The following is a 25,358-nucleotide window of genomic DNA, read 5'->3' on the forward strand; positions in this document are numbered from 1 at the left end:
ACAACTGCGGGAGTAGCTCAGTTGGTAGAGCGCAACCTTGCCAAGGTTGAGGTCGAGAGTTCGAGACTCTTCTCCCGCTCCAAGTTCGAAAGGGAAGCCAAGCGGCTTCCCTTTTTCGTTTCAGCTGCGTAGGCCGCCGTCATAATCCGGCGCAATGCAGGCCCGCCCGGGTGGTGAAACTGGTAGACGCAGCGGACTTAAAATTTGCCGCCTCGGTTGCCAGATTTGCTACATTTGCCCAGGAGAACTGCCCTGAGGAAGATGTGAGGAACGTGGAAATTTTCCCGCAGTTTTCCCGCGTTTTTTATCCATGCCCGGGCATGGCAACATGGCGAACCCCGGCCCGGGTGGTGAAATAGGTAGACACAGCGCACTTAAAATGCGCCGCTCGAAAGGGCGTACCGGTTCGAGTCCGGTCCCGGGCACCAGCAAGAGAGCGCTGTTCGTTAATGACTCTAAGGCGTCACGGGCCGCGTCGGTAGACGTGCTTCCTGTGAAAGGCGAGATACGGTGCATGCTCAGTGCGGATTCGCAGAACCTTGAGAGGGTGACTCACGCCGAGCGTCTCGCGTGCATGTTCGGGCAGGGCAGGGGAGACCTCAACTTCCCCGTCAGGCCGGACTGTCATCCAGCCGGCGTCGAATAGCGCGTCCAGATGAGGCGCCAGGAGAAGCCCGTTGAATACGTCGAGCCGCTCGTCGTCCTGCTCGCAACTTGCCCAGGGCTTGATATGCGAAGCCCGGAGCAGTTCCTGCACGTCCAGCCCTGTGACACAGCATTGCCCTTGCCAGTAATCCAGCAGGGCCGCGCGAAACATGGCCTGACCTACTCTTGCCACAACGAGACGGTCCACTTCGGTGGCACGGGGCATGTCGGCCGTCGTCTGTCGGAATGCATCAGCAATCCGGTTTGGAAGTGTCCGGCCACGCGAAGCTGCCTTACGAAGCAGCTCGTAGAGTTCTTCGTAGCCGTGCGCGCTGACTGGCCGATTCGGAGCAACCGGGTCAAGTGCAAGTTCGGTCGGTCCGGCAACTTCAAATTGCAGCTCGCCGACCGAGCGAACTACAACCGCCTCGGGGAAGTGGGCCGACCGCAACTCAAGCCCGCTTTCACGGTCCAACGGCGTCATCTCAAATCCGCAGTCCGCGGCCGCCTTCTCGATGCGGAGACGTTCAAGCGGATTCATGAATTCGCGGAAGGCCGATGCGCCTGAGGCCGGTACCGCCGATGAGATGACCCAGCGAATATTGAACCTCTTTGAACAGTAAGTCGGTCATCCTGAACTTTCTCCCCTAGACGGTACAAACAGGCGGCAAGCCCCACGACTCAGAGACTTCTGAGCACGACGCCGAAGTAAGACGGATAGGCCGACAGTGTGTTGGCAACCACCTCGCGGTACTCAGTCAGAGCGGCGCGGAAATAAGTCCCTTCATACCCGGCCAGCCAAATGTCAATGGCGACATCCTGGGCAATATGCCGGTCAGCCAGACCAGATTCGTAGGTCGAGACTGAAAGTTTGCTGGGCAGACCGTACGCCAGTGATTTTTGGAACTCATTAAGCGCTACAGCCTCCTCACCATTGAGCCCCGTCGTCCCGTAGAGGAACTGACCAACGGCGGCAGCGACCAGCGGACAGTCAAAACCAAGGCAGCCCTCCAGGAACTGAAGCACATCAGCATCGGTGAGCTTGCGCCGGCCGTTTTCTCCCCACGGTTTTGAAGCCTCAGCACCCGTGGCCATATCAATTAGCTGCCGATAGGAATCCCCGCGCATCCATCCCTGCGCGAGCTGCATCGAGATGCCCGCGGGTTCCATACCCGTTAGCAACTTTTCGTCAACCACAGCATTGAAAAGCGGCCACATGGCTTGCAGCCACTCATCGGTTGTCGCGAGAGCTCGCAATTCATCTGCATGCCCCAGAACCCAGGCTTCCACCTTCGTCGAATCGAACGCACCCAGCAGTGTCTTCGCGTATGCGGCCTGTCGGGCAGGCTCGGGGACCAACTGCTCAATGTATGCGGCGGTCAACTCAAAGAGATGCACAAGCAAGGCCTTCGTAGCCTCGTCCGCTAGAGAGTAGGCAAGCGTCGAGGCGGCCAAGACGCGCACCCTGGGGAGCACGGCTTCGAAGCTCTCGCCGCCACGGTTGGCCATCAGATAGCTTTCGAGGGCGGAAAGTAGCGCTTGCCTCCTGGAAATCTCCCTCGTCAGCAACCGCTGGTCGAACCCAAGGTGGTGATGAGCGGCGGCCATCTCCGTTGCCCAAGCGAGTAACTCCTCACCACGTCTGAAATAGGCCTGCAGCACGTCGGCCATTGGGGCTGGCAGGGCGTACCTGCCATCAGGCGAAAAGATGGGTGCCAGCAATTCGAGAAGCGAGCTCGACGTTTCCTCAGAGTTTTCCGGCTTTAACAGCCCGACCGCCGCGTCCAGGCGCCACCGTTCGGTTTGACGGTTGTCGATGACCTTGGGGTCCGCGAAGAGGACGAGTCCTTCAGTATGCATGCCTGCACGGCCGGCGCGGCCAATCAAATTCTGGAAGTCCCGCGTCTTGATGCGCTCAGCGCCTTGGTTTACCCCAGACACAATGAGGTACCGAATCGGCAAGTTGACGCCTTGAGCCAACGTCGACGTGCAAATCACCAACTTGATGAGCTCGCCCTGCATCGCATGCTCAATGGACAGGCGCAGTCCTTGGGGCGTCGTTCCGTGGTGAACAAACACACCGAGCGCAGCAGCCTTCGCCACCATCGAGTCCTCGCCGAAGTGCTGCGTGGCCAGATGCGTCAGGCGTTGAATCTCATTGACGTCTGAGGCTGTTGCAGGGGGCGGCAAGTTGAACCCTCGCTCGTACACCTCCACTGCGCGCGCTGCCAATCCACTGGCGGTGTCCTTCCGCCCACAGAATATGGCCGCCGCACCATTTGGCGCCAACCGAATTCCCAGGTAGAGGGACACGTCCTTCCATGCGTCGTCCCCTTTTGCCGGGAAGACGCGCGGATTTCGCTCCCTTCCTCGGAGCTCCAGTTCCTGGGACTCGATGCTTCGCGGAACGAAGTAGTCTGGCCGAGCATAGCTGCCAGACTCGAAGAACAATAGCTGCCCGAGCCGCTCGCTCCATGTCGCGAACGCAACCGAGCGGGCTGTAGACAACAGGCCCGTGCCGTCGACGACGTTGGGCTCGGCGCCGATGAGCCACGTGCCGACCGCTATGGCGTTCTTGATGACCGCGGAGATGAGTACGGTCTGCGCCGATGGACTTAGCAGCGCTTTAATTTCTGTCAGCAGCAGTTCGTAAGTGATGCCGCGTGGTCCGGTGTCGAATTGGTGCCCCTCGTCGTAGACCACCATGCCGATGTGCTCAACCAAGGTCGGCTCTTGCCTGAGCACATACAGCAGTTTCTCGGGTGTCAACACCATCAAGTGGCGCGTTGTCGGAGACGCCTGGCCAAGCAATTCTGCTAACTGGTCGACAAAGTCCAGTTGTAGAGCATCAGAAAGCTCGTTGACCTTGACGTCCTCGCCCTTGAACGCGAGGCGGAGAGAAGCAGCAATCTCATGGCACAGCGCGCGGAACGGTGCGACGAGTACCGCGACGCGCGTCCGGTCGGCCAGGAATGCGCTGCGGAGAATGACTTCGACCGAGCGCGTCTTGCCCGCGCTTGTCGGCATCTGAACAACGCCAGACCTCCCAGCGAAGAGTCCGGCCTTGCCAAGCAACCTTTGGGACGGCCAGAGCTCCTTGGGGAAGCCTGGACGACGGATTGCATCCGCCCAAGACGCACCACCCAGGCCACTGAACCCGGGCATCAGTGCCCAAGCTGAGCCTGCCAAGCGCAGCTTAACCACCGCGGATGCAACCTCCGCGAGAACGACTTCCTGTGACGTGCCGCTCGCGTAGGTCAAGCGACGGACCTCGTTCAGCAACTCGACGACTGGCTCGGGTGGCATGCCGTCGTTGAAGTGGCCCATCAGGCGGATGGAAAGTTCGTAAAGCAGCCCAGTCAGCCAGTGCGCCGCCAAGCCAGGCGGCTGACGCCAGTCAGCCTGCAATGCCCAGGCCGTCAACTGCTCAATCGCATTGGCACCGTCTGCCTGTAGCCGCCGCGCAAGCACCAGACTGCTCCCCGGGCGCTGGCCCAAGAAGTAGCTTGCAGATGCGAGCAGCGTAACCTCCCGCGAAACCTCGGTATCGAACCGGGAGCTCAAGTAGGCATCAAAGAAGCTCGCCGCAAAGCCGATGTCGTCCAAAAGGTCCTCGGCCAATCCACTCTGGACGTCTCCGGCGTCATTGAGCGCTGCCGACGCATCTACCAGTGTCCCGATAGACAGTGGAAACAGGGCGGCAGGGTCTACCCCTTCCGGCACGGCGATGTGCGACTCTTCAGGCAGCCCTAGCTCGTACATCTTCCCCTTGGACCGAGTGATGCCGAAGTACCGACGACTGTTGAATTCAGGCTTCATCAGCAGCTCGCTGGTACAAGGCGTGTGCCAGTGTCATCAGGTCTTTGCCTTTGATTGCAATCAGCTTCAGGTTGCCTGCGTTGTTGTGTTTGGTGGTGGCGGTTCCCTTGATGCCATCGGCGTCGAACGCGTCACCGGAAAGAATTGCTGCCGCACCTGAGAGAAGCCGATAGGGTCGGTCGACGGCGTTCTGAAATCGCTCCACGACCAGCATCGACGCACGCTCGCCAGAGACGTGCATGCGGCGCTTCATCGCGGCCAAGGTCTCGCCTGCCCTCAGATAGTCTTTGCCCGAGTCGTCTACCGCGTCCTGAAGCCGACCCTTGTACTTGCCATCACCGAGTTGAGCTTTCGCCTCGAAGGTCAACATCTCGTCGGTCGGTCTCGGCTGCCTCGCGTCGGGACATTTGAATCCGACGATGTCAACGCCTTTGACCGACTCATTTCGGCTTCCCTTCTCGGCGTACTTGCCACGCGGCACCCAGTAGCCGAGGATGAACTCGACATAGTCGGAGACTAGAAGCTCCGCAAAGTCGCCTGAACGGACGCCTGGCCCTGGCGGTGCGCTCTTGTCCGGGAAGACCAACTCCAACAGGTACTCGGCTCGTGACTTGCCGGTGCCTGCGCGAAGGATGTCGATGTCACTGTCTCTGCAGTAGGTCTGGCGGAATCGGCCGGCCCACTCACTTAGGCACGCTGCGTCAGCAGCTACCTCCAGGTCCCAGACCTCGCACTGCTCTCCGCCATCCAGCGTAAGTGGCTCGGCAAGCTTGAGATGCTGAAGGTAGGCGGGCTTGGCGTCTCGGTTTGAGGCGCCGGCCTTCTTCGCTGCCGCCTCAGACTCGTCGGCACCCGAAGGTTCAGTTGTGTGCATCATTCAAAATCAGAGAGCAGGGGCTGCAGTTCACGACGGAAGAGCAGCTTCTCTTCGACGCCAGGTTCCAGTTCAAGCACCACAACTTGCTCCCCCTGAAGAACAAGAGGCGGCGCGGATGTCGTTGTAACGATGAACTGAAATGGAACTTCGTTGCCTTTGCCTAGCTGCTCGGCAGCCTCGGCCGCGGCGAGGAAGAACTCCCGATACAGGAGCTCGCTCATGTCGGCCTCTCTTGGGCAGTCGTGAACCAGGAAACCTGGATGATGGCTGGCGTCCGACGTAGCTGAGTCGAGCAAGCAGACGATGTCGCCGAGTAGCACCTCCAGGACCTGGTAGGCTTCGCCGCCACGCGCCACTTCGAAGGGGCGGACCTCATGCCCTGGGACGAATCGCGCGTGTCCGGCGGCACCGAGGAGCCTGGTCGATACGGTGGCCGTCAGGGCCTTGAGGGCGTCGACTCTCGATGACTGCTGAGACCGCCGACTGACCTCGGCCGCTCGAAGAGAGTCCAGCGCTGATTCGAACCCCTGAAGTTGCTTCCGCGCTTCGACGAGCTCGGTCGTGTCGCCGCCCTGGGTTCTTTGGGTGTGCTTCAGCTGAAGCTCGTCCCAGGATTGCTTCAAGAACGTCCGCGCGCTCTCGCTGGTGGCGATGCGAACGCGCAGCCGGTGAAGTTCGGTCTTTTTCTTGGAGATTAGCTGCTGCTGGTCTGCGACCGCCTTCTCGGTCTTGTCGAACGCAGTCATGCTGGCCTGATGGCGTGCAGCAAACAAGGAGGCGTCTGCCTGGGCCTGCCGACCGTCCTGGAACCAGGCCATGTTGACGGCACTCTTGTTCTTCTGGACGTACTCGCACGCGCTGAACTCGACGTTCCCGGGGTCGCATCGCCCCTCCAGGCCAGCCAGCCGGTCTCGGACCTTGCTCAGCCGCTCGAAGTCATCGCGTTTGGCGTCGACAAGGGCCTTGGCGATTTCCGTGTCAAGCTTTGCCAGTTCGCGGGCCTTATTCAGCTCGTACAGGCGCACCTGTTCTTCCGCCTGAGCATCCTCCGCCTGAACTACCTCGAGCTCCCATCGCTTCTCGTCCTCCTCGGCGGCCTGCAGGGCTGCTTGAACACGAGATTCCACTGATTCCCCGACCGTGCTCGCGAAGACGGGTTCGTCCTCTTCCGCCCGTACTCGCAGACGCAGCTGGCGGTCTGCGTGAGCCAAGGCGAAGGCCGGCGCTCGCTCAAGCTCTGGGATTCGCTCCTTGGCCTGGTCAACTTGCTTCTGCTTGGCCTCGATTTCACGCAACAACTGGTCCAACTGTTGGTCCACCAGACCCAACACCGAGCCGACCAGCAGCGGTGGGTCGCGCCGTGAGCGCTTGAAGCCCAAGCCTTCGCCTTCGCGCCAGTGGTAGAAGCCGTCGAAGCGAGTTCGTTGTTCCCGGATGCACCAGGCCAGCAGATGACGCCACTCGAGCGGCTGGTTCGTTCCTGGCAAGGAGCGGGCCGCAAGTCGGCCGATGAAAAACAGCTCCAGCGCTTGGCTGTAGCCATCGAAGTCATTCGGCGAGGTGCCATCAAGCAACTGGTCCAACGCATCGCACTGAGCGGCCAGGGAGTGGCTGTACAAGCCGTACGGTCGGAAGACCAGCCAGGCGGTGCCATCCACATGGACCTTCGCCGCCACTCCGCCCTTGGGAAAACTGCCCGCCGCCTTGCTCCGCAGCGTGGCGATGGCCGGCGCATCGTCACCCAGCACGTATCTCAGCAACAGGCACAGCGAAGTCTTGCCCACGCCGTGGCCTGCGCTCGCCAAGCCCGAGGCGTCGTTCGATGTGGACTCCTTGGCCCAGACGATGTTCAGCCCGGTGTGAAAGTTGATGGTGCGCGTCAGCACCAACGGCTCACGGGATTCGACCAGCCACATCGTTTCAACCCAAAGCCTGGGCTGCGTGCGGACCGGTTTACTTGCCTTGAGCCAGGTTGACATGGCGTCCTCTTACTGTGTGCCTGTGGCCTTGGGGCTTGCGTTCGTTGCCCCGGTCTTCTCGACCTCTGACGCCAGGCGCCGGCTCTCGGCCAGCCACAGCAACCGAGCAGCCTCGGTGTGCTCCGGCAGCTGGATGACATCGCCGGGTGGCGTGTCGGCGCCGCGCGCGTAGAAGGCCTCACCGCCCCAGGTTGAACGCACGAGGACGCCAACGTCAGTCAATCGCTGAACGATAGGCAGGACGCGACTCAGGAGCGGCGCCACGTCCGCGATTCCGAGGGAACCTCGCAGAGCGTCGAAGCGCGCACTGTCGACAGGGGGCAGGTAGTGCGCTGCCGCCGCGAACGCAGCCACCGCTGACTGAATGTCTGTCAGCGAACTGCCGTCCGTTCGCTCGGCGACCAGTGCCGCCACCAAGCCGGCCAGCCTGCCTTCGTCGGCATTTCGAATCATCCCGAGCCCGGAGTACGAAACCGGCGCTTGCTGCACTGCCGACGACATGCTCGCCTGCTGGTCCCACGCCTCCAGCACCAACCGGCGCGTTCGGTACTCACCGTAGGCTCGAATCTCGCCTTCCTTCAGTACCCGGAAGGTCTCACTGGGGTAGTCCGCGCCCATCACGTCCTTGGGGTCGAGGATGTAACGCAGCTCGTCGCGGGTGAGGCCGTAGAGGCGGGCGTAGTAGGCATCGAGCTCCGCACGCAGTTGGGCTCGGCGCTCGGGGTTCCAGCCGAACGGCTGACCCCGCTCGGCGGCAGGGCGCGGGTCGTAGAGGGCGAGGTCCTGGCCCCATTCCTGCAGGTCGTGCGCCGTGTAGGTGAGTTCGAGGACGCGGGGGACGATGAATGCGAGGTTGGCCGGGGTGTAGCGGTCAGGAGGCATGACCGGGAACTGCTTCAGGTAGAAGTAGTTCAACGTAGTGCCTCCAAGCTTTTGACGCGCGGCGAAATCCAGTGTCAACGATGACAGACTGCCAAGAAGGGCGGCCGTAGAAGCAGCTGTGATGCCGCCGCTCACGAAGAACAGCGGCATCTTGTTGCCCACACCGGCCCGCGGCACTACCGATGCAATCACTGTGCGCTCGTCGGTGCTGCGACAGATGTCCCGCCAACCCATCAACCAGCGCGGACTGCGGATGTCCATCCAGCGGTCAAGTAGCGACTGCAGCACCTCAGCCAGCGAAACCGTTGGTAGCGCGCCAGCCAGAGCCGCCAACTCGTCGTCTGTCAGTCGAGCGTCCTGGTTCTGCGTTGCCCACTTTGGGATGTCGGCCAGGGCCTTCTTGGTCGTCAGACCCTCGCTGCGAAGCATGTCGTTCAGGCGCGGGAAGCCCGACTTGAGTTGCAGTTCGGTGGGAGCGATGTGGGGATGGGCTTGTGTCGGTGTCCAGCCGTCTGCGGCAGGCGCCGGCCCCGCAGTGCGGTGGAATATCTCGCCGGCTACCCACTGGGCCAGTGCCAGCAGCAGGTCGACCAGCGCGGCATCAAGGGCGGTTGCGTCGCCTGCATCTCGCGCGACGTGTAGTCCTAGCCAAGTACGCGCCACTCGCGTGGGCACGCGCGCGATGCGGGCGAGCACCTCGCGCTCGTCGACCCAGTAGCGAGGGCGCACGGCGCAGGTGGGGTCGGCCTTCTGTGTATCGCCCACGTCGGTAGTTTCCACTTCGCCCATAGCGCCGTTGGTGGCGTCCACATAGGTCGCCCAACGGTGGTCGAACTGGTGAATCATCTTCGCCTCGTACAGCGGCAGGCGTAAGGACTGGCCTGCAGCGGCAGGCTTGTCCATGAACAGACCGCTGTCGTTAGACATGTCCAGCATGCGCTGAAACGAGATGCCCCAGGGGTTCACCTCAGGTCGCAACAACTTGCCGTCGTCATCGGTCACCCTCTCGGCGATGAGCACGGGCGCTGCGCGGTAGAGCTTCTTGGTGAGTTCAGCGTCACGTTCGCTACGGAACACAGGGCAAGTGCGGGTATTCGGGTTTATGAGGGCGAATTCGTCCGGCGTCAGCTGGAAGTGACGGCGGTGGTCAGCCAGTTCGTCCACCTGCAAAGCGAAGAACGCAAAGTCCGCCGATGGCGCGGAACCCAAGGTTAGGAGGCAGAACTTGAATCGCTGATGCCCGATTTCGGAGAACAGCCCAGGCCCAGTACGCAGGTCCAACAGGCTAACCAAGCGGCCCTGCGAGATGGCATCGAAGTAATGCTTTGTCGAATCATCAGTGGCTATGCCTGTCGGCACGATGAAGCCCGCTCGCCCGTCTGGTGCGGTGCATTGCAGAAAGGTTTCGGCAAAAAGCGCATAGGTGTTGACGTCGCCGACGCCAGTGAGTGGGAAGCGTCGGCTGTCATGGGCATAGAGGCTGGCAGCTTCTGCACCCCGACGCGTGGCGATGAAGCTGGCGTGCAGCGCCATCTCGGCACGGTTGGGGGGCGTTAGACCCTCGGCGCGCTCCAGGTCGGGATTCACGCGGTGCAGAAGCACGCCCTCGCGCAACCACTCAATGCGCTGAGTGCGCTCGGCCTTGTTCTTGGCCATCGCCACCAGCGGGCTGCGCGTGGCGAAGAACTCTTCCTCCTGCAGCTTGATGCGCTCCCACGGCGGGTTGCCCAGCATGACGCTGAAGCCGCCGGCCGCCGCCACCTGCGGGAAGGCCAGCCACCAGTGGAATACGCCGTGCTGTCGGCACAGGTCCTGGGCGGCATGTTCCACCTCGGCCTTGGGTGCCTGACCGCTCAGCACGCCCCACAGGTATCCCGACAGTGGCACCGTCTCGCCAGCACCGGCTAGCTTGGGCGCCAGGAACGCGGCCACGTAGGTGTCGGCCAACCGGGCGAAAGGGCTGCGCTGCGCTTCGGCCTGTGCAGTGGCCCAGGCTTGGCGTTTGGCGGCTAGGTGGTCAGGCGTGTCGTCGTCCAGGGTCTCGACGCTGACAGCCTGCGCAGCCAGGCCGGCCTGGGTCAGCAGGTCGCCGCCGGCAATCTGGCGCCAGCTCTTCAGGTCGGCCTTGTTCTGCTTCTTCAGGGCGCTGGCCACGGCCTTGTCGTCTCCCGAGAGCGCGGTGTAGGCCTCATCGGGAATACCGTCTTCCAGCACCTTGGGGTCCAGCACCCCCAGCAGCGCATCGCCCACGCGCAGATGGTGGTCCACAAAGCTCAGTGGCCGGTCGGGCGAGTAGGCCTCCAGCCACAGTGCCGTCTTGGCCAACTGGATGGCCATGGGATTCTTGTCCACACCATAGAGGCAGTGGCTCACCACGTCGCGCAGCGCGTGGCGGTAGTCGGAGGGCGTAGGAGCGCCGCCTTCGCGCTCGGCCGCCGCCCGATGCAGCGCCACCTCGTCGGCCAATCGCCGCCCGGCGGACAGCAGGAAGTGACCGCTGCCGCATGCAGGGTCGCACACGGTGAGCCCGAGCAGCGCCTCCACCGGGCGCTCGGGGTTGGCCTTCACCGTCTGCGCGATGACGGGCTCCAGCGCGCTCTTGATAAGCTCCTGCACCAGGCTGTCGGGCGTGTAGTAGCTGCCGGTGAGCTTGCGGGTGTTGCCCTTGGTGCTGGCATCGCTCTCGTCGTCGCCGACGAAGGCCAAGCGCGCCGTGGCTGGCGATGCCAAGCCCTGCAGGTCGGGCACCAGCTCCAGCAGGCTCTCGTAGACGCTGCCCAGCTCCTCGGGGCCCATGTCTCGGTAGTTGACGCGCGACAGGCCACCGTCGGCGCGGAACCAGCCAAGCTGGAATACGGCGGCCAGCAGGTGGCGGTTGTCCAGCTGAGCGGCGTCCAGGCGCGGACACTGGTCGGCATCGAACAGGCCGCCCAGGGCTGGCAGGCCCAGGGCTGGTTGCCCACCGGCCAGCGAGCCGAATGTGATGGTCAGCGCCTGCCAAAGGTCGGCATGGCGGTCGTTCTGGCTGCGGCGTACAGCGCGGTCGCGCAGCCAGGTGAGCGAGTAGCCCGCCAGGTAGCGGGCCTTGGCCTCGTCGCTGGCGTCGGGGGCGAAGACCAGGCGCTCGCCGGTGCCGCGGTCTCGGCGGTCTTCCACAGTGGCCAGGAAGATGAAGCGATAGACCATGCGCAGCAGCTCTTCGAAGAAGGCTTGGCGGTCGTAGCCATCCTGGGTGCTCTGCAGTGCGGCGCGCAGGGCGCCGTTCGCCGGGTGCGAGAGGAAGCCGGTGCCTAGGGCCCGCAGTGCCTCGGCCACCTGGTAGCGCAGTTTGCCGCGCACTGTGACGCCTGCTTGCTGACCTGCGGCGCGCCAACGCTCCCAGGGGCAATTGGTGGGCGGCGTCTCGGCGGCGCCGAAGCGTGAGGCATGGGCCAGCAGCCAGAAGGCGCTGAAATCAGCCAGCAGTTCCTCAGTGAACAGCGCCTCAAGGTCGACCTCAATGTAGGCCGGGCGCGTGAGGCTGGCGTTGTCACGCAGGATGCGCAGCGTCAGGCCGTTGCTGACGATGGCCCACAGCGACGCATCGCTGGCGTTCAGCGCCTCCTGCGCCAGCATGAATGGGCTGCGGCGGCGTGTCTTGCCGGTGTCGGGGTTGGTCTCGCCGAAGCGCTCGGCGGCGCTGTCCAGCGGCTGGTCGAAGCCGGCGAAAACCAACGGCACCCGTCCGCCGGTGCCCGCATGCCCGATGGCGTACTGATGGCCAGCATGTTGAATTGCCGGGCAGCGTGCAGCGTCATGGAAGTGCAGCACATCACGCAGAAGCGGCAACAGCCATTCACGCACGGTGACGTCGTGGGCCTGCACGTCCTGGCGCTTGCGCAGCGATTGGAAGTCCTGCCAGAGGTTCAGCGCAATCTTGAAGTCACGGGCGATTTCGTCCCGCAGCTTCAGGCCCTTGGCGATGCGGTACTGCGCTTCCGTCTGTTCACTACCCTTGGCGTCAGCCAGCAGGGTCAGGCGCGTCAGCTCCTCGGCGGGGATGAGGCCGCCTTCGATGCGTATGGCGCGGTAGGCGAGCTGGTGGAGAGGCTTCTTGGCCATGGTCTCAGGCTCCCATAGCGTTGTTGGCAGCCCCGGCATCCGGCAGCAGCACGTACAGGCCCATCACATCAACAGGCAGGCTGGCGGTGGCCTGGTAGCTGCCGCGACCTTCCGCGGCTTCGCGCACGCGGCGGTGGTCGGCCAGCAGCGCCTGAGCTCGGGCCTTAGCCAAGGCTTCCAACTGGGGCTGCCAGCCGGGCAGGGCGTCGAGGGCTGTCTGCAGTTGACGGTCGCGCAGCGGTAGCGGCATGTTGCGAGTGGCTTCAGCGCCCAGCAGCTGGCGAGTCAAATCAAGGTCTAGTTCGGCAAAGGGCTCAGAGCCACTGGCGGCCACGGCGACGGCTTCCTCGCACATCAGCAGGCGGGTCTGGCTGCCATGGGTAACGGTGAGCTGATGTCGGATGCGCAGCAGCAGCACGGTGGTCTTGAGCGGAACGCCTTGCACGAAGGCGGCGCCTGCGCGGGCGACGGCGGCGTCATCGGACGCAACGCTTGCATCGTCCAGTGCCTGTTCGAGCAACGTATCGGCCAGGACGGACACCAGCGGGTGCGTACGGTGAACGAAGGTTGCACCCTGGGCAGCGGGTTGGTGGAAGTCGATGCGCAAGGTATTCGCCAGGCCTTCGGCGGCCAGGCGCTCACGTACTGTGGCCGGTAGGTGTTCGGTCAGAAGCTTGAAGTGCTGCTTCACTGGTTGCAGCGGCGCACCGAGTTGGGCCACGGCGCGGCTGACAAAGCGCTCGACTTCGGCTTCGCCACCCAGCACGGCGGCAGACTTGCGCCACTCAGGCAGCACGTCTTCGGGCTTCAAGCGGCGCTGGGCAAAGATGCTGCGGTTTTGCTTGGCCTTCTCTTTGGCACTTTGCCAGGCGAGGTCGATGTCCTTGGCAGGTTCACCAAACAGGTCCAGCTGCGATTGGGCGTTCAAGTGGCCTTTGCGTAGCAGCACTGCGTTCATCAACGCCTGCGTGAGCTTGCCCTCGTTGTCGGGCATCGGCACTAGCACGCCCAGCTCCTTCCGGATGCTCTCGGCCTTCCGCAGGATGACCTGCAGCACCGCGCCGTCGACGGGGTTGTCCTCGCCGTACAGCATGGTGCTGCGCACTTCCCGTGCCTTCTGCCCGAAGCGGTCCACGCGTCCTTCGCGCTGCTCGTGACGGGTCGGATTCCAGCTGAGGTCGTAGTGGATGACCGCTGTGAACAGGCCTTGCAGGTTGATACCTTCGGACAGGCAGTCAGTAGCGACGAGGATGCGGACCTCGCCCTCGCCCAGTTGCTCGACAGCAGCTTCACGCTCGTCGGGAGTGAGTTCGCCGGTCACTGCCTTGACGGTGGCGGACTTGAACTTGTCCTGCAGAGCAGCGGCCAGGTAATGCGCTGTAGCGATGTAGCGGCAGAAGACGACGGGCTGAAAGCCTTCCTTCAAGAGCAGAGCAACGTGCTCCTGCAGCTTGGCAAGTTTGGGGTCGTTCTGCTGACCGGCCAGAGCCGCAGCACTGGCCATCAGGGCCTCCAGGCGCTGGCTGTCCTCGGTTCTGGCGCCTGGCTCGATGTCGTCAGTCGACAGGGCATCGTCCGTGCCGTCGAGCACTCGGTCGGTGGCCTGGGCCTCAAACTCTTCGAGCGACGTAGCTTCGGTCTGCCCCGTTTCACCAAGAGAACCCTGCAAGCGGGTGCGCAACGCGTTGACCGCTGCGGCCGGGGAAGACGAGATGCAGCGCAGCAGCGCGAGGGCCGCCCACCAGTTCATGCGCTGCTCGCGCAGGCCCTGGCCTTCGGAGCGCTCGACCAGCTCGCGGGCATAGGTCATCACGTCATTGAAGAGCTGGCCCCAGGCGCCGGTGAGCTTGTAGGTGATTTCCGCTGACTTGCGGTCCGGGAACATCGAGGTGTCTTGCCACTCGGCGATGTCAGGACGGCGGCGCTGGACGAAGTGGCGCGAGAGTTCTTCGCGCAGGTCGGTGCGCTGACCAGCAGGCAAGTCCTTCAGTTGCGTGAAGTCAGGGTCGAGCAGACCCAGCAAGTTGAAAAATGCCTCTTCATCGCCACTGTGCGGAGTCGCGGTCAACAGGACCAGATGACGCGTCGCATCGGCTGCCAAGCCTTTGAGCAGTTGGTGGCGCTGTTGGCGCCCCTGGCCGGCCTGGGTACAGGTGTGGGCCTCATCGACGATGACGAACTCGGGGCAGAAGCGCTGGAACGCCTCGCGGCGGCGTTCGGACTTGATGTAGTCCAGGCTCACCACCGTGTAGGGGTGGGCGTGGAAGACCGACGTACCGGGCGGCAAGTCGCGCTCTAGGCGGTCGGCGCTGTTGGAACGCACCACTACGGCAGGTATGTGAAAGCGCTCGGCCAGCTCGCGCTGCCACTGCTCGCACAGATGCGGCGGACACAGAACCGCCAATCGCTGGACTTCACCGCGGTCGAGCAGTTCCCGGGCGATGAGTGCCCCTTCGATGGTCTTGCCGATACCGACGTCGTCGGCAATCAGCAGGCGCACCGTGGGCAGCTTCAACGCCATCAGCAGCGGCACCAGCTGGTAGGCGCGCGGCTCCACGGCGATGTTGCCGAAGCTGCGGAAGGGGCCGGCACCGCTGCGCAGCTTGAGCTGCAGAGCGTCCAGCAGCAGCTGGCTGGCTGAGTGGTTGCGCGCCTGGGTCACGCTGGGCCAGGGGAAGGTGGCAGGCTGGACGGGCTGGCGCTCCAAGGGCAAATAGATGAGCGTCTCGTCACGCTCGCCACCACCCAAGGGGCGCAGGCGCAGGGTTTGCTGGTCGGATTCCGGAAGGACTATCCATTCACGGCCGCGCGCAGCAACCAGGCTGCCCGGAAGGAATTCCGGCGTTGGAGCATTCATAGCGAATCAGGGCTTGCCAGGACCAAAGAGGTCGGCGTTGTTCTTGAAGATGTCTGGCCAGCGAGCTTGCTCTTTGGGGAAGCGCACCACCAGATAGCCCAGCTCATCGAGGACGCGGTCGATGGCCGAATCCTTGGCTCGCTGGGTTTCGGTTTCGTGGTGCGGCCCGTCGATGAAGACGGCAAGGTTCAGGTCATCGTAAAAAAAGTCAGCGCATGCATTGCCGCCGGGAACCGTATGCTGACCGCGGTCCGGCTTTCGGTAGCCATGCTCGTTGACGTGGTCCAGCCAGGCTTGCTCCAGCGTGCTGCCGGCGGTGCGTGCGAGCTCGGAGTCGTGCTCCTGCGGCGCGCGGCCTTGAGTACCCTGGTGAGCCTGGGCCGTCGTCAAGCGGCAGAGAATGTCCAGCAGTAATCCGCCGGCGTCCTTGTCCTTGCGGTCGATGAGAGTGTGGTCGGGCTGGTTGTAGTACGACAGCAGGCAGCGGTAACACCCGGCTTCGCACAGCGGTTTGCCATCGTGGTCGAGCTCTTCGGTCAGCGTCTTGCGGGACCAGGCCTGTCCGGCGGGCGGTTGCTGGAAGTGCAAGACCTCCAGAGCCTTGGCGGCGACAGCAGACACCGCTTCGGGTTCGGTGGCCAGGCGGGTCAGCACGCCGGCGCCGCCCTCGGCTGCCTCGAACAGCAGGATGGACTGGCGGTTGTCGCGCGTCGGAAGCGGCTCGGCCATCAGCTCGCTTTCCTCGAGCTGATAAACCGCTTCGATGCCGCGCTTCAGTGCGTACTGCAGCGTGGTCAGGGTTTCGGCCTCAAGCACACCCAGACGGTGGTGCGGACGAACGATGAGGATGTTCCGCCGGTCTTCAACGTAGGGAACGATGCGCTGTGGCGGCGTCTTATCAGGCGGCGCTTCGCCTTCTGGCTCCGCCTCTCCATTGCCATCGTCCACACCGCCGACCCAGTGGCCGGTGACAGGGTTCATCATGAAGCCCTGGATGGACTTTTCCTTGCGGCGACGCCAGCCGAAGTTCATGCGCCAGACGGTGGCGGCAGGACCGTACTGCATCTCCAGCAACGGTCCCTGGTCGTCCTCGACCACCGTGGTGACCATCTGCAGCTTGCCTTCGGCCTCGGCGAACTGCAGCGTGGTCTGCATCTCGTAGCCCTGGCGTACACGCTCTTCTTCGTTCGCCGTGATGCGCTCGGCCCGCTTGGTCGAGACGTTCTCGATTCGGTAGAGGTTCTTGACCTCTTGAGCTCCCGACAACGAGGCGCCGCAGGACACGCAACGGTCGGCATCGCGCTGGGACCTGAAATGGCCATAGCCGCAGGCAGGGCAGAGGCGGGCAACCTCGGTGGGCAGTTTCGCGCCTTCGCTCACCTGGTCCTGGCCCGTGATGGTCAGCAGCGCCTTGGTGACGCGGTACTGACTGCCCTCGTGGTAGATGAGGCTGTACGGGCCGAACTCGCCCAAAGCGAGGAAGCGGGGCCGCGACAGGAAGCTCTCGCGACCGATGGAGCCTCGTCGGGCGGGCAGGTAAGCCAGTAACGGAAGCCGAGGGAAGTTGTAGCCCGGCAGGAAGCCTTGGCTTGCTAGGTAGCGGTAGGTATAGAAGTCCGAGTTAAAGGCGCTGTCACCGGCCAGCAGCAGGTCGCGCTGTTTGCGGGCCTCGTTATGACGTTGCTGGGCCTCGCGGCGCTCGCGTTCACTGGCGGCGGGGTTGTTCTCGATTTTGAAGTTCAGCTCGATGGCCTGGGCCGTGGCGCGGTACAGGTCGCGCCAACGCTGTAGTGCGCCGTCGAACTCGTTGTAGGCCCGCTTGAAGACGGACTCTGCCCAATGGTCGGTGTACCAAGGGGCGTTCTTGGTCGTGAGCTCGCTGGACAGCATGCCCAGTACCTTGAGGCCGCGCTGATGGGCTCGCTTCTTGGCTTCGGCCTTGTCGAGGTCGGCCGCCATGTCCTCGGTCACCGGCAGCTTCTCGGGCTCGTTCATGTCGAGCAGGTCGCGCACGCTATTGCCTAGGCGCTTGCCCGTTTCCGCGAGCCAGATGGCATGCATGTGGCTCTTGACCAGCTCCAGGTTGGCCAGGTCCAGCGTCGGCGCGTTGACTTGGCCATGAACCATGCGCACTGGGTCGCGGAAGTAGTACTGGTCGTGCGGGCTTTGCGACGCACAGTAAGTGATGACCAGGGCCGGCTGGCCGGCACGTCCGGCACGGCCGCTGCGTTGCGCGTAGTTGGCCGGCGTGGGCGGCACGTTTCGCATGTAGACCGTGTTGAGCGAAGAGATGTCGACGCCCAGCTCCATGGTCGGCGAGCAGAACAGCACCGGCAGCCATTCGAGCTCCGTGCCATTCCTTTTGCGCCACTCGTCGCGGTCTTTATCCGTGTAGCGGAAGCGGGCTTCGCGCTCCAGCCGGTCATCCTGCTCGACCTGGGCCGTGTGCTCTCGCGCTTCGAAGTCGAAGAGCTGGTGGATGGGGCTGGCCAGCAATCCAGCAATGTTCCGGTACAGGGCGCGGAAGAACTCGTTGTCTTCGGCCTGGCGCTGGCTCTGACCTGAGCCAGCTTCCCATAGCAGCGCGGTGCCGTTGAGCTGCCAGCCGGTGAGACCTACATCGGTCTCTTCGCGCTTGACCAGCCCATAGGACTCGGCAGCCTTGAGCAATGCTGCGATGACATCCGGGTAGGTCTGGTCATTGATGTGCTTGTAGTACGGGTTACCACCGCCCCAGGTGCTGCCTTGGCGCAGCAGCTTGCCCAGGCGAGAGCGGCTGGAACCGATGACGAGGAAGTCTTCCAGCTGCAACCGACGACCGCGGCGGTCGGTTTCTTCGCGTGGACGCGAAGTGACGAACCAACGCGCGGGTACAGGCCGTTCGTCCTCGGTGAAGCCCCAGGGCTCACGGAGGTTGGCGTAGCTCTGCGTGCGCAGCTGCTCGAGCTCGGTGCGGTCGAGGTAGCGCGTGGCGATGCAGAGCCCTTGCCGCATGAACTCGAACAACGCGCGTAGCACCACAGCGCGCTCACCTGCAGTCGCGGACTGCAGAACCTGGGGTGCTTCGGACCACTCTGCCGCGTCGGCCGCGAGGTCGTCGATATCCTGGTAGCCAATGCGAACCAGGCCCAGCTGTTCGAGGTTGGGGTTGTTGAAACGCCAACCGCGGCGAAGGTCGAAGTATGTTCGGTAACCCAGGATGCCGCGCATGGCCTCCTGCACCTGGCGGCGCGTGTTGCCCTTGACCTCCGGCTGCTGCATGTATTCGGCACGCACTGCCGGGTCATCACGGTGGAAGCCAAGTGCTTCAAAGACCGCGTTGGCAACCTCGCGCTCTGACAGCGCCTGGCCGCCCCCCTTTTGCACGGCAGACAGCAGGGCAGCACGGGTCAGCAGCACCTGCAGGAAGTCGTTGAAATGGCCGGCCTGAAGTGCAGCGTCCTGTCGGTTGTCGGAGAAGCCCAGGACCTTCTTTGCTTCGGCGGAAAGCTGCTGGTCCTGCTCGTACAGGTAGCGCAGCGCCGACAGCGTGAGCATCGTCGTGGCTGAGCTCCGACCCTCGCCAGACAGCGAAGTCAGTCGCAGCGCGTCCTTACCGGACGAGGTGTGCGAAACCCCGCATGCCAGACAAAAGCGGAAGGCGCCGGGGATGAACCAAGCTGGCAGTCCCTTGTCAGTCGTCGTGACCCCGTCAGGGCGGACCATGACAGCTTGCGGCATGAACTTGCGCTGGCCCGACTTGATGCGCCACTCGCCATCGGCTCGCTCTTCAAGCCACGTCTCCGGGTAGCGTTCCAGAACATCTGGCTCCCACAAGCCACTGCCGTCGGGCATCAAGAAGCCGAACTTGACGGCCTCATCGTCGTGCTGCCGCTCGTCGATGCTGCGAACGTCAAAACCTCGGCCCTCAGGGCCATCGGTGTCCCAGACAGGTATGTACTCCTGGCCGCAGTCGCGGCAGAAGTGAACGTGGTAGTACCGCCGTTGGCGGTCGTCATCGCCAGAGACAAACTGCTGGCCGTCCAGCGTGATGGCCCGTCGCCCGGGCGTCTCCAGGGTCGTGTAGACCTTGCCGCCGCCGGCGATGAATTGGTGCAACTTGAACGCGAACAGGCTCTTGCCGGCGCCGTCGGTGACCGCGTAGGCGCGCAGCATGAACTTCTGCAAATAGGCCAGGCAGCTCTCGACGGATTCGCCGGACGATTCGTGCAGCAGCTGTGATGCATCTGCCAGGGTGCGCGGACGGGCGCGGCGAGGCTTGTCGTTCTCGTAGGTCAGCCCCAGAGTTAGCTCCACCCAGACCGACATCGGATGAGCCGCCATCTCCTCGAAGCCCAGGTCCATCGGTACGCCGGCGCGGATAGCCGGGCCGAGCTGACTCTGGACTGTCTCGAGCGTCTGGCTTTCGGGCGTTGTGCGACGCAGCGTCTCGGTGATGACGTTTCGGTCGGCGATGGGCGTGCCGAACAAGCGCCGAGCCACGTTGGCGACGACAGCATTGCGCTCCATCTGCGTGCCCTCGGAGGCCATGGTGGCCGAGGTGCCGATGCAAATGAGTTTGTCGGAAAGCGCCTCGCGAACTCGCCGCACCAGCAGCGCGACATCCGCACCCTGGCGGCCGCGATAAGTGTGCAGCTCGTCGAGGACCAGGAAGCGAAGGCCCTTGGCGTTGCGCATCACTGCCTTGTCGATGTCGTTCTGCCGGGTCATTAGCAGTTCGAGCATCATGAAGTTGGTCAGCAGGATGTCTGGCGGCGTCGCGGCCATGGCCTGACGCTCCTCGTCCGATTCCTGGCCGGTGTATCGACCAAAGCTGACGGCTCGTGTTGCGGGGTCCGAGCCCAGAAACTTCTTGAGCTCCTCAAGCTGTGAATTGGCCAGCGCGTTCATCGGATAGATGACGATGGCACGCGTGCGCGGCGTCGGGTCGGCTCTCTTCGCCTTGAGGCAGGCGTCTACGACGGGGATGAAGTAGCTGAGCGACTTGCCGGAGCCTGTGCCGGTGGTTAGGACGTAGCTTTCGCCTGCCAAAGCCAGGCTGATGGCCTCCGCCTGGTGCTTGTGCAGTGGCAGCGTCACGCCAGCCGAGCTGGCCGACTTGCTCAGACGGAAGATGTCGGAACACTCCGGACTCAGTTGCCCTGCTTGGACAAGCTCATCGACCGTGCCACCCGACCGGTAGTTCGGGTTGATTTGGATGAGTGGCTCGGGCCAATAACGCTGACTGTCGTACTCGCGGTCGACGAAGGCCCGGATGTCATCGGACCGGATGCGCGTAAAACTGCGCGTGAACTGCTCGTACTCGCCAACGAGATGCTCGCGAAACTGAAATACGTCCACCTTGTTCCTCCCTTAGCCGGCACTCTTTTTCGATGCCTTGGCTGCGTTGGAATCGACCTTTACGTCGTTCTTAGAGCAGTAGTCACGGACCAGAACTTCAATGAGATTGCTGATGCTCCTGTGTTCTCGGTCGGCTGCCAGTCGAACAAGTTCCTTGAGTTCCGACGTCACCCGCAGGTTGAGTGTTTCGGTTCTGCGCTCCATTCAAGTTCTCCTGGCGCTATGCCCGCCAGCAATGTAACGCAGATGCAAAGCGGCGCCTCAAGGAATTCCCGAGAGAGACCGCTGCTTCCGGCCGGTGTACACCACGAGGAAGGCGTTCACCCAATGTCAGCGTTCTGGTCGCCGTTGTTCAACGCTACTGCGGTCGCGAAACTGTTAGTGGAGATGGGACGCCAGATGTTCGGAAGCTGGCTGTGTGGCCCGAAAGGCTTTTGCCAAAGAACTTAGGAGACGGACCGCCAAGAACCCAGTATCCATGCGGGCTAGCGGCCCGTTGACGCCGGTCAACCGTCATGGGAAGCAGGAAACAGCGGGAAAGGTTGTGCGTGGTTTTTCGTTCGGCAAATGGGAAATTGCGGGAATCTGCGGGAACAAAGTGCTGATTTGCCGGTCAACCGTCATGGAACTATTGGGAAAAAGCAGGAAGTCGTTTCGACGGTCCGCCGCTCTGAAGCGCTCTTGCCAGCGGCGCCTGCCAGCGGCCGCCCCGGTGGCGCGACGTCGTCGTGCCAGATTCGTTAGTCAACAAAGTCAAGCTGCGTTTGCGTGTCATCACCGCCGGCTGACTCAGCTTGCTCCGCGCTGGTTCCCGGCCGCTTGAGCTTGCGCCAGCGAACCAACTGGCCCTTGAGCGACCAACCCTTGTCAATGATTCCCTCTTCGCCAAGATGCATTAGCGACTTGCTCAGCATCTCCCGGAATGTTTTGTCATTCGCCTCGGAGCCGCAGCGCGCCCGCAAGTCGTCGATACGCCAAGGAATAAGGGTCGTCTGGCTACGCACATAGCCATAGAGCCAGGTGGTCAGCCCCTCGGGAAGCCTCTTCCAGAGATGGAGGTCCAGCCAGGTTTTGCCCTGGTCGTGAAAGAGCTGCACGATTTGCCGGTCGAGCGCCACGGACCATTCGCCTTGCTGAGGGTGTTCGAAACGTTGAACCAACTGCACTGTGAATCCGGAGAATTCGATGGTCGCGCGCTGCAGGCGCTGGATGGTCTGCTTCAGGAGCATGCGCACTCGGCCGTTGTACGCGCCCCATAGCGCATTGGTCATGCTGGCCACGTCAAAACAAGCTTGCTTGCCAACGCGGTAGTCGCGGCACAGGTTCAGCAGCGCCATGAAGACCAGCCCATCACTTTGACGCAGTTCCGGCCCGACATAGCGCGGCCCGTTGGGGGCCTTCGCATCGAGAAGGAACTCCAGATGTGGCGCTCGCGGTGCTGCGCGATTTCTTACGTGAAAGAGCCTCCCGCAGAAGAATTTGCTCGGACTGATGAGCTGGAACTGTGAATGCTTGGGGATGAAGTCCCTGTCAAACGCCGCCTTCATCAATTTCAGCTGCGATGTAATTTGCTGAATTCCCTGCAAAACCTCGTTGGCGTCCCCCTCCCTTGAGCACAGCTCGAATTCCAGGCCCTTGAGGTGCCGCTGCTGTCCATCAATCTCCATTTCCCTGGGCAACCGCAGGTCGCGCTCCTGGTCATGACTCGGGTCGAGCAAACGCGTTGTGGGGAATGCCTCTGACGGCCGCGAGCCTGCCGCCATGGCCGGACCGCCAGAGTTCTGCGGGGTCTGCACCGGCGCCGCCAGTCCTTCTTGTAGGACGCTGAGCCGACTCTTGGATAGGCCCATTCGCCGCCGTTGAGGGACAACAGCGGCAGCGTCCGATGCCGTGACTGGACACGCGGTGGCGTTGCAGGCCACCTCAAAGGGATGCGCTGTGGCGCCGGGGCCGACGATGGCCTCGGCAGGGATGAGCTCTATGACGGGTCTCGTCAAGACCTTTGACGACATGACTGGTCCTGCAGTTGATGACCCTCCGTCTAGCGCAGAAGGTTTATTCGGCAGCAGGCGCCTGTCAAAGGCTGGCGCCCGTATGTCGTTAGAAGCGCTTTACAGGTCCACCGCCCATCGTCGCTACACGTAGTTCCAAGGCCATTTTTAGAAACCTATGTCCACATTCGACGAAATTGACCCCAGCACAGCGCTGCGCATCGGCAGCGTGCTCGACCCCGAATCCATTTGCAGGGATGCAGGCATCGCGACTGAAGGAATCGACCTGGCGGGCTATTGCTTGTCCATTTGGACACCGTCAGGCATCGCCGATGCGTTCGCCGCCCCGGGCACGGCGGAGGCGCGCATGAAGCAGCAACTCGATGTGCTTGAGGCGCATGACGGCACTAGCCGAATTGCACTGCTTGTCGTGCAGGCCGGAACTGCTCAGATGCGATTGGTCATGCCACTTGCCGACGAGGGCGTACAGAAGTACCTGTCCGACTGCTCCACGCGCGGTCGCCTCCGTCTCTGGCTCGACAACGATGACTCCCAGAAGGTCACCATCGTGGACCTACCGGGCGGAGTGCGCGCGCCAGCATTGCTGAAGAGGCTGATGAAAGAGGCAGACGGCCATTCATGTGACCACCGCGGGCTGCTCGACCTCGGCCGTGTGCTGCAGCCGCTCAACGGCGTGCGGTCGCTGGTTCCAGGCGTCGCGGTGCAGGAGGCCATGACGGTACTGGTGTCCCGAGACCTCAAGGAAGAAGTTGAAGGGGGTACGTCGGCCGACGTGACCGTGGTAAGGCGGCGCTTACACTGAACGAGCGACCATCGGCACAGTCCTGCCACTGGGGAAAATTCAAGAGGGGTGCGCTTCGGCGTGCCCTTTTTTTCATTTCGGACACGCCCACGCGACATCGCTCACGCAACCTCGGCTGCACCTTCGGATATTGCACATGCGACAGCGTCCACAAGTCACTGCGCCTTGTGCAATTACGAGACTCATCGCGTTAGGTTGTCTATCGACACGAAGGCAAAATGATTGCCATACAATCCAATAAACGTTAGATTGTACGTATGAGAGAAGTCAAAAACCATCTCTATGAGCAGGTAGCGCGAATCGGCAAGGCAGTCGCCAGTCCGAAGCGGCTCGAACTCATCGAGCTCCTGTGCCAGAACGAGAAGACCGTCGAGATGCTGGCCGCTCAGGCGGAAATCAGCGTCAAGCTCGCCAGTGCGCACCTGAAAGAACTCCGATTGGCCCGGCTGGTTGATACGCGCAAGGAGGGCAAGTACGTCCTCTATCGCTTGGCCAGCACCAGTGTGGCCGACCTCTGGGTGACCCTGAGGACCGAAGCCGAGGAGCGCTTGGTCGAGCTTCAGTTGGCGTTGACTTCCCTAGCTGAGCATGGAGATGAACTTCAGGGGGTCGACCGCGCGGACATCTTGCGCCGTGCTGCAGCCGGTGAGGTTGTCGTTATCGACGTACGCCCTCCGGAAGAGTTCGCGGTTGCCCACCTGCCGCACGCCCGCTCGCTGCCCGTCGACGAGCTCAAGAAGCGTCTGGCCGAGCTGCCCATGGATGTCCCAGTGGTTGCCTACTGCCGCGGCCCCTTCTGCCTGATGGCCAAGGACGCGGTCGAACTGCTCCGAAAGAAGGGCTACCAAGCGTTCCACTTGACCGACGGCGTCGCTGAGTGGCGCGCGCGGGGTCTTCCGGTCGCCGGCTGAAGGAGGGCAATGTGAAGACGCTACTCATTCTCAATGACGCCCCCTATGGCAGTGAGCGCACATACAACGGAGCGCGCCTAGCCGGTGCCTTGGCCAAGAAGGACGGCGATGAGGTCAAGGTGTTCCTCATCGGCGACGCTGCGGCCGCTGCGCACAACAAGCAAAAGGTGCCAAGTGGCTTCTACAACCTCGAAGTGATGCTTGGCTCCGTTGTGAACCACAACGGCGCGGTTGGCGTCTGTGGCACATGCATGGATGCCCGCGGCATCTCGGTGGACGACCTCATTGCGGGAGCGCACCGAAGCACCCTCGACGAACTCACCCAATGGACAGCATGGGCCGACAAGGTCCTGGTGTTCTGAAGCAGGAGATTGCCATGTTCTTCCGTCAGCGCCCGGCCTCCAACGCCACGCTCTCTTACCTGTTTGGCTGTGCCGGCAAGCAGATGGCCATTGCTGTCGATGTCGTGGCAGGCGATGAGGACTGGTTCGTCGAGGAAGCGCAACGAGCTGGCGCCCAAATCGTTCACGTCATCGACACGCACGTTCATGCGGACCATTACTCGGGCGGCCCGGAACTGGCACAGCGGGTTGGCGCGCCGTACTACCTTCACGAGAGCAACCAGGGGCGGGTGAGCTTCGACTTCTCGCCGCTGCGCGACGGCCAGCGCCTGGAGGCGGGCAACGTGCTGGTGGACGTCGTCCACACGCCCGGACACACGCCGGACAGCGTGTGTTTGTTGGTGCGGGACCTGCGCCGCGGTGACGAACCCTGGTTCGTCGTCACCGGGGACACGTTGTTCGTCGGTGCCGTCGGCCGCCCCGACCTCGCCGGGCGAGAGCGTGAGATGTCCGAACAGCTGTACGACTCGCTGCAGACTCGGCTGTTGACCCTTCCTGGCGAGCTCGAAATCTACCCCGGTCACCAGGCAGGAAGCTCCTGTGGTGCAGGCCTGTCAGGCAAGCCTGCGTCCACCATAGGCTTTGAAAGGCGGTTCAACGCGATGCTGTCGATGTCGAAGGATGCCTTCGTCGACACGTTGACGGCCGACATTCCGCCGCAGCCCGCCGACATGGCGCGCATCGTCGAAGCCAATCTTCGCGGCCTGGCGCCGGTTGCCGTGAGGACATGAG

Annotated in this window: 13 protein-coding genes and 2 tRNA genes; 6 read left to right on the plus strand and 9 right to left on the minus strand. The window is 62.9% G+C overall.

Features of this window, described 5'->3' with window-relative positions:
* Positions 1-6: 6 nt before the first annotated feature.
* Both AC3WQY_RS00935 and AC3WQY_RS00940 read left to right on the plus strand, forming a co-directional pair.
* A tRNA-Gly gene (locus AC3WQY_RS00935) sits at positions 7-82 on the plus strand.
* A 259-nt stretch (positions 83-341) separates the two neighbouring features.
* Positions 342-428: transfer RNA gene (locus AC3WQY_RS00940), tRNA-Leu, on the plus strand.
* A gap of 35 nt (positions 429-463) precedes the next feature.
* Here AC3WQY_RS00940 and AC3WQY_RS00945 read toward each other — a convergent pair.
* The 9 genes from AC3WQY_RS00945 to trfA all read right to left on the minus strand — a co-directional run bounded on the left by AC3WQY_RS00945 (position 464) and on the right by trfA (position 22,512).
* Positions 464-1,186 (minus strand): HNH endonuclease, encoded by a 723-nt coding sequence (locus AC3WQY_RS00945; protein ID WP_492705053.1) that lies wholly within the window; start codon positions 1,184-1,186, stop codon positions 464-466.
* A 140-nt stretch (positions 1,187-1,326) separates the two neighbouring features.
* The gene (locus AC3WQY_RS00950) at positions 1,327-4,464 is read right to left on the minus strand and encodes a DEAD/DEAH box helicase (RefSeq protein WP_492705055.1); all 3,138 of its coding nucleotides are present in this window, start codon (positions 4,462-4,464) and stop codon (positions 1,327-1,329) included.
* Complete coding sequence (locus tag AC3WQY_RS00955; protein WP_492705057.1) at positions 4,454-5,341, minus strand: Hachiman antiphage defense system protein HamA; 888 nt, start codon at positions 5,339-5,341, stop codon at positions 4,454-4,456. Before AC3WQY_RS00955 ends, AC3WQY_RS00950 begins: the two co-directional genes overlap by 11 nt.
* Complete coding sequence (locus AC3WQY_RS00960) at positions 5,338-7,320, minus strand: hypothetical protein (protein ID WP_492705059.1); 1,983 nt, start codon at positions 7,318-7,320, stop codon at positions 5,338-5,340. Before AC3WQY_RS00960 ends, AC3WQY_RS00955 begins: the two co-directional genes overlap by 4 nt.
* 9 nt (positions 7,321-7,329) lie before the next feature.
* The gene (locus AC3WQY_RS00965) at positions 7,330-12,303 is read right to left on the minus strand and encodes an Eco57I restriction-modification methylase domain-containing protein (RefSeq protein WP_492705061.1); all 4,974 of its coding nucleotides are present in this window, start codon (positions 12,301-12,303) and stop codon (positions 7,330-7,332) included.
* A gap of 4 nt (positions 12,304-12,307) precedes the next feature.
* Positions 12,308-15,160: a DUF8741 domain-containing protein gene (locus tag AC3WQY_RS00970; RefSeq protein WP_492705063.1), complete on the minus strand. Its 2,853-nt coding sequence runs from the start codon at positions 15,158-15,160 to the stop codon at positions 12,308-12,310.
* 6 nt (positions 15,161-15,166) lie between these two features.
* Entirely contained in the window at positions 15,167-20,500 is a 5,334-nt protein-coding gene (locus tag AC3WQY_RS00975) for a DEAD/DEAH box helicase (protein WP_492705065.1), read from the minus strand.
* 12 nt (positions 20,501-20,512) lie between these two features.
* Positions 20,513-20,704: a type II toxin-antitoxin system antitoxin gene (locus tag AC3WQY_RS00980; protein WP_492705067.1), complete on the minus strand. Its 192-nt coding sequence runs from the start codon at positions 20,702-20,704 to the stop codon at positions 20,513-20,515.
* Between the two features lie 536 nt (positions 20,705-21,240).
* A complete protein-coding gene (gene trfA / locus AC3WQY_RS00985) occupies positions 21,241-22,512 on the minus strand; it encodes a plasmid replication initiator TrfA (RefSeq protein WP_492705069.1) in 1,272 nt (423 codons plus the stop codon).
* Positions 22,513-22,669: 157 nt separating this feature from the next.
* Between trfA and AC3WQY_RS00990 the strand changes: the two genes are divergently transcribed.
* The 4 genes from AC3WQY_RS00990 to AC3WQY_RS01005 all read left to right on the plus strand — a co-directional run bounded on the left by AC3WQY_RS00990 (position 22,670) and on the right by AC3WQY_RS01005 (position 25,357).
* Complete coding sequence (locus tag AC3WQY_RS00990; RefSeq protein ID WP_492705070.1) at positions 22,670-23,314, plus strand: hypothetical protein; 645 nt, start codon at positions 22,670-22,672, stop codon at positions 23,312-23,314.
* Between the two features lie 257 nt (positions 23,315-23,571).
* Entirely contained in the window at positions 23,572-24,225 is a 654-nt protein-coding gene (locus AC3WQY_RS00995; RefSeq protein ID WP_492705071.1) for an ArsR/SmtB family transcription factor, read from the plus strand.
* A gap of 11 nt (positions 24,226-24,236) precedes the next feature.
* Complete coding sequence (locus AC3WQY_RS01000; protein ID WP_492705072.1) at positions 24,237-24,587, plus strand: DsrE/DsrF/TusD sulfur relay family protein; 351 nt, start codon at positions 24,237-24,239, stop codon at positions 24,585-24,587.
* Between the two features lie 14 nt (positions 24,588-24,601).
* The gene (locus AC3WQY_RS01005; protein WP_492705073.1) at positions 24,602-25,357 is read left to right on the plus strand and encodes an MBL fold metallo-hydrolase; all 756 of its coding nucleotides are present in this window, start codon (positions 24,602-24,604) and stop codon (positions 25,355-25,357) included.
* The last annotated feature ends 1 nt before the right edge of the window (position 25,358 follow it).

The sequence above is a fragment of the Roseateles sp. FW301-B2 genome, from assembly GCF_058788955.1.

Excerpts from the sequence above, each read along its gene's own strand:
- AC3WQY_RS00970 (WP_492705063.1), bottom strand. The coding sequence starts at position 15,160 with ATGAATGCTCCAACGCCGGAATTCCTTCCGGGCAGCCTGGTTGCTGCG.
- AC3WQY_RS00980 (WP_492705067.1), bottom strand. The coding sequence starts at position 20,704 with ATGGAGCGCAGAACCGAAACACTCAACCTGCGGGTGACGTCGGAACTC.
- AC3WQY_RS01005 (WP_492705073.1), top strand. The coding sequence starts at position 24,602 with ATGTTCTTCCGTCAGCGCCCGGCCTCCAACGCCACGCTCTCTTACCTG.
- AC3WQY_RS00955 (WP_492705057.1), bottom strand. The coding sequence starts at position 5,341 with ATGATGCACACAACTGAACCTTCGGGTGCCGACGAGTCTGAGGCGGCA.
- AC3WQY_RS00965 (WP_492705061.1), bottom strand. The coding sequence starts at position 12,303 with ATGGCCAAGAAGCCTCTCCACCAGCTCGCCTACCGCGCCATACGCATC.
- AC3WQY_RS00995 (WP_492705071.1), top strand. The coding sequence starts at position 23,572 with ATGAGAGAAGTCAAAAACCATCTCTATGAGCAGGTAGCGCGAATCGGC.
- AC3WQY_RS00945 (WP_492705053.1), bottom strand. The coding sequence starts at position 1,186 with ATGAATCCGCTTGAACGTCTCCGCATCGAGAAGGCGGCCGCGGACTGC.
- AC3WQY_RS00960 (WP_492705059.1), bottom strand. The coding sequence starts at position 7,320 with ATGTCAACCTGGCTCAAGGCAAGTAAACCGGTCCGCACGCAGCCCAGG.
- trfA (WP_492705069.1), bottom strand. The coding sequence starts at position 22,512 with ATGTCGTCAAAGGTCTTGACGAGACCCGTCATAGAGCTCATCCCTGCC.
- AC3WQY_RS00950 (WP_492705055.1), bottom strand. The coding sequence starts at position 4,464 with ATGAAGCCTGAATTCAACAGTCGTCGGTACTTCGGCATCACTCGGTCC.
- AC3WQY_RS00990 (WP_492705070.1), top strand. The coding sequence starts at position 22,670 with ATGTCCACATTCGACGAAATTGACCCCAGCACAGCGCTGCGCATCGGC.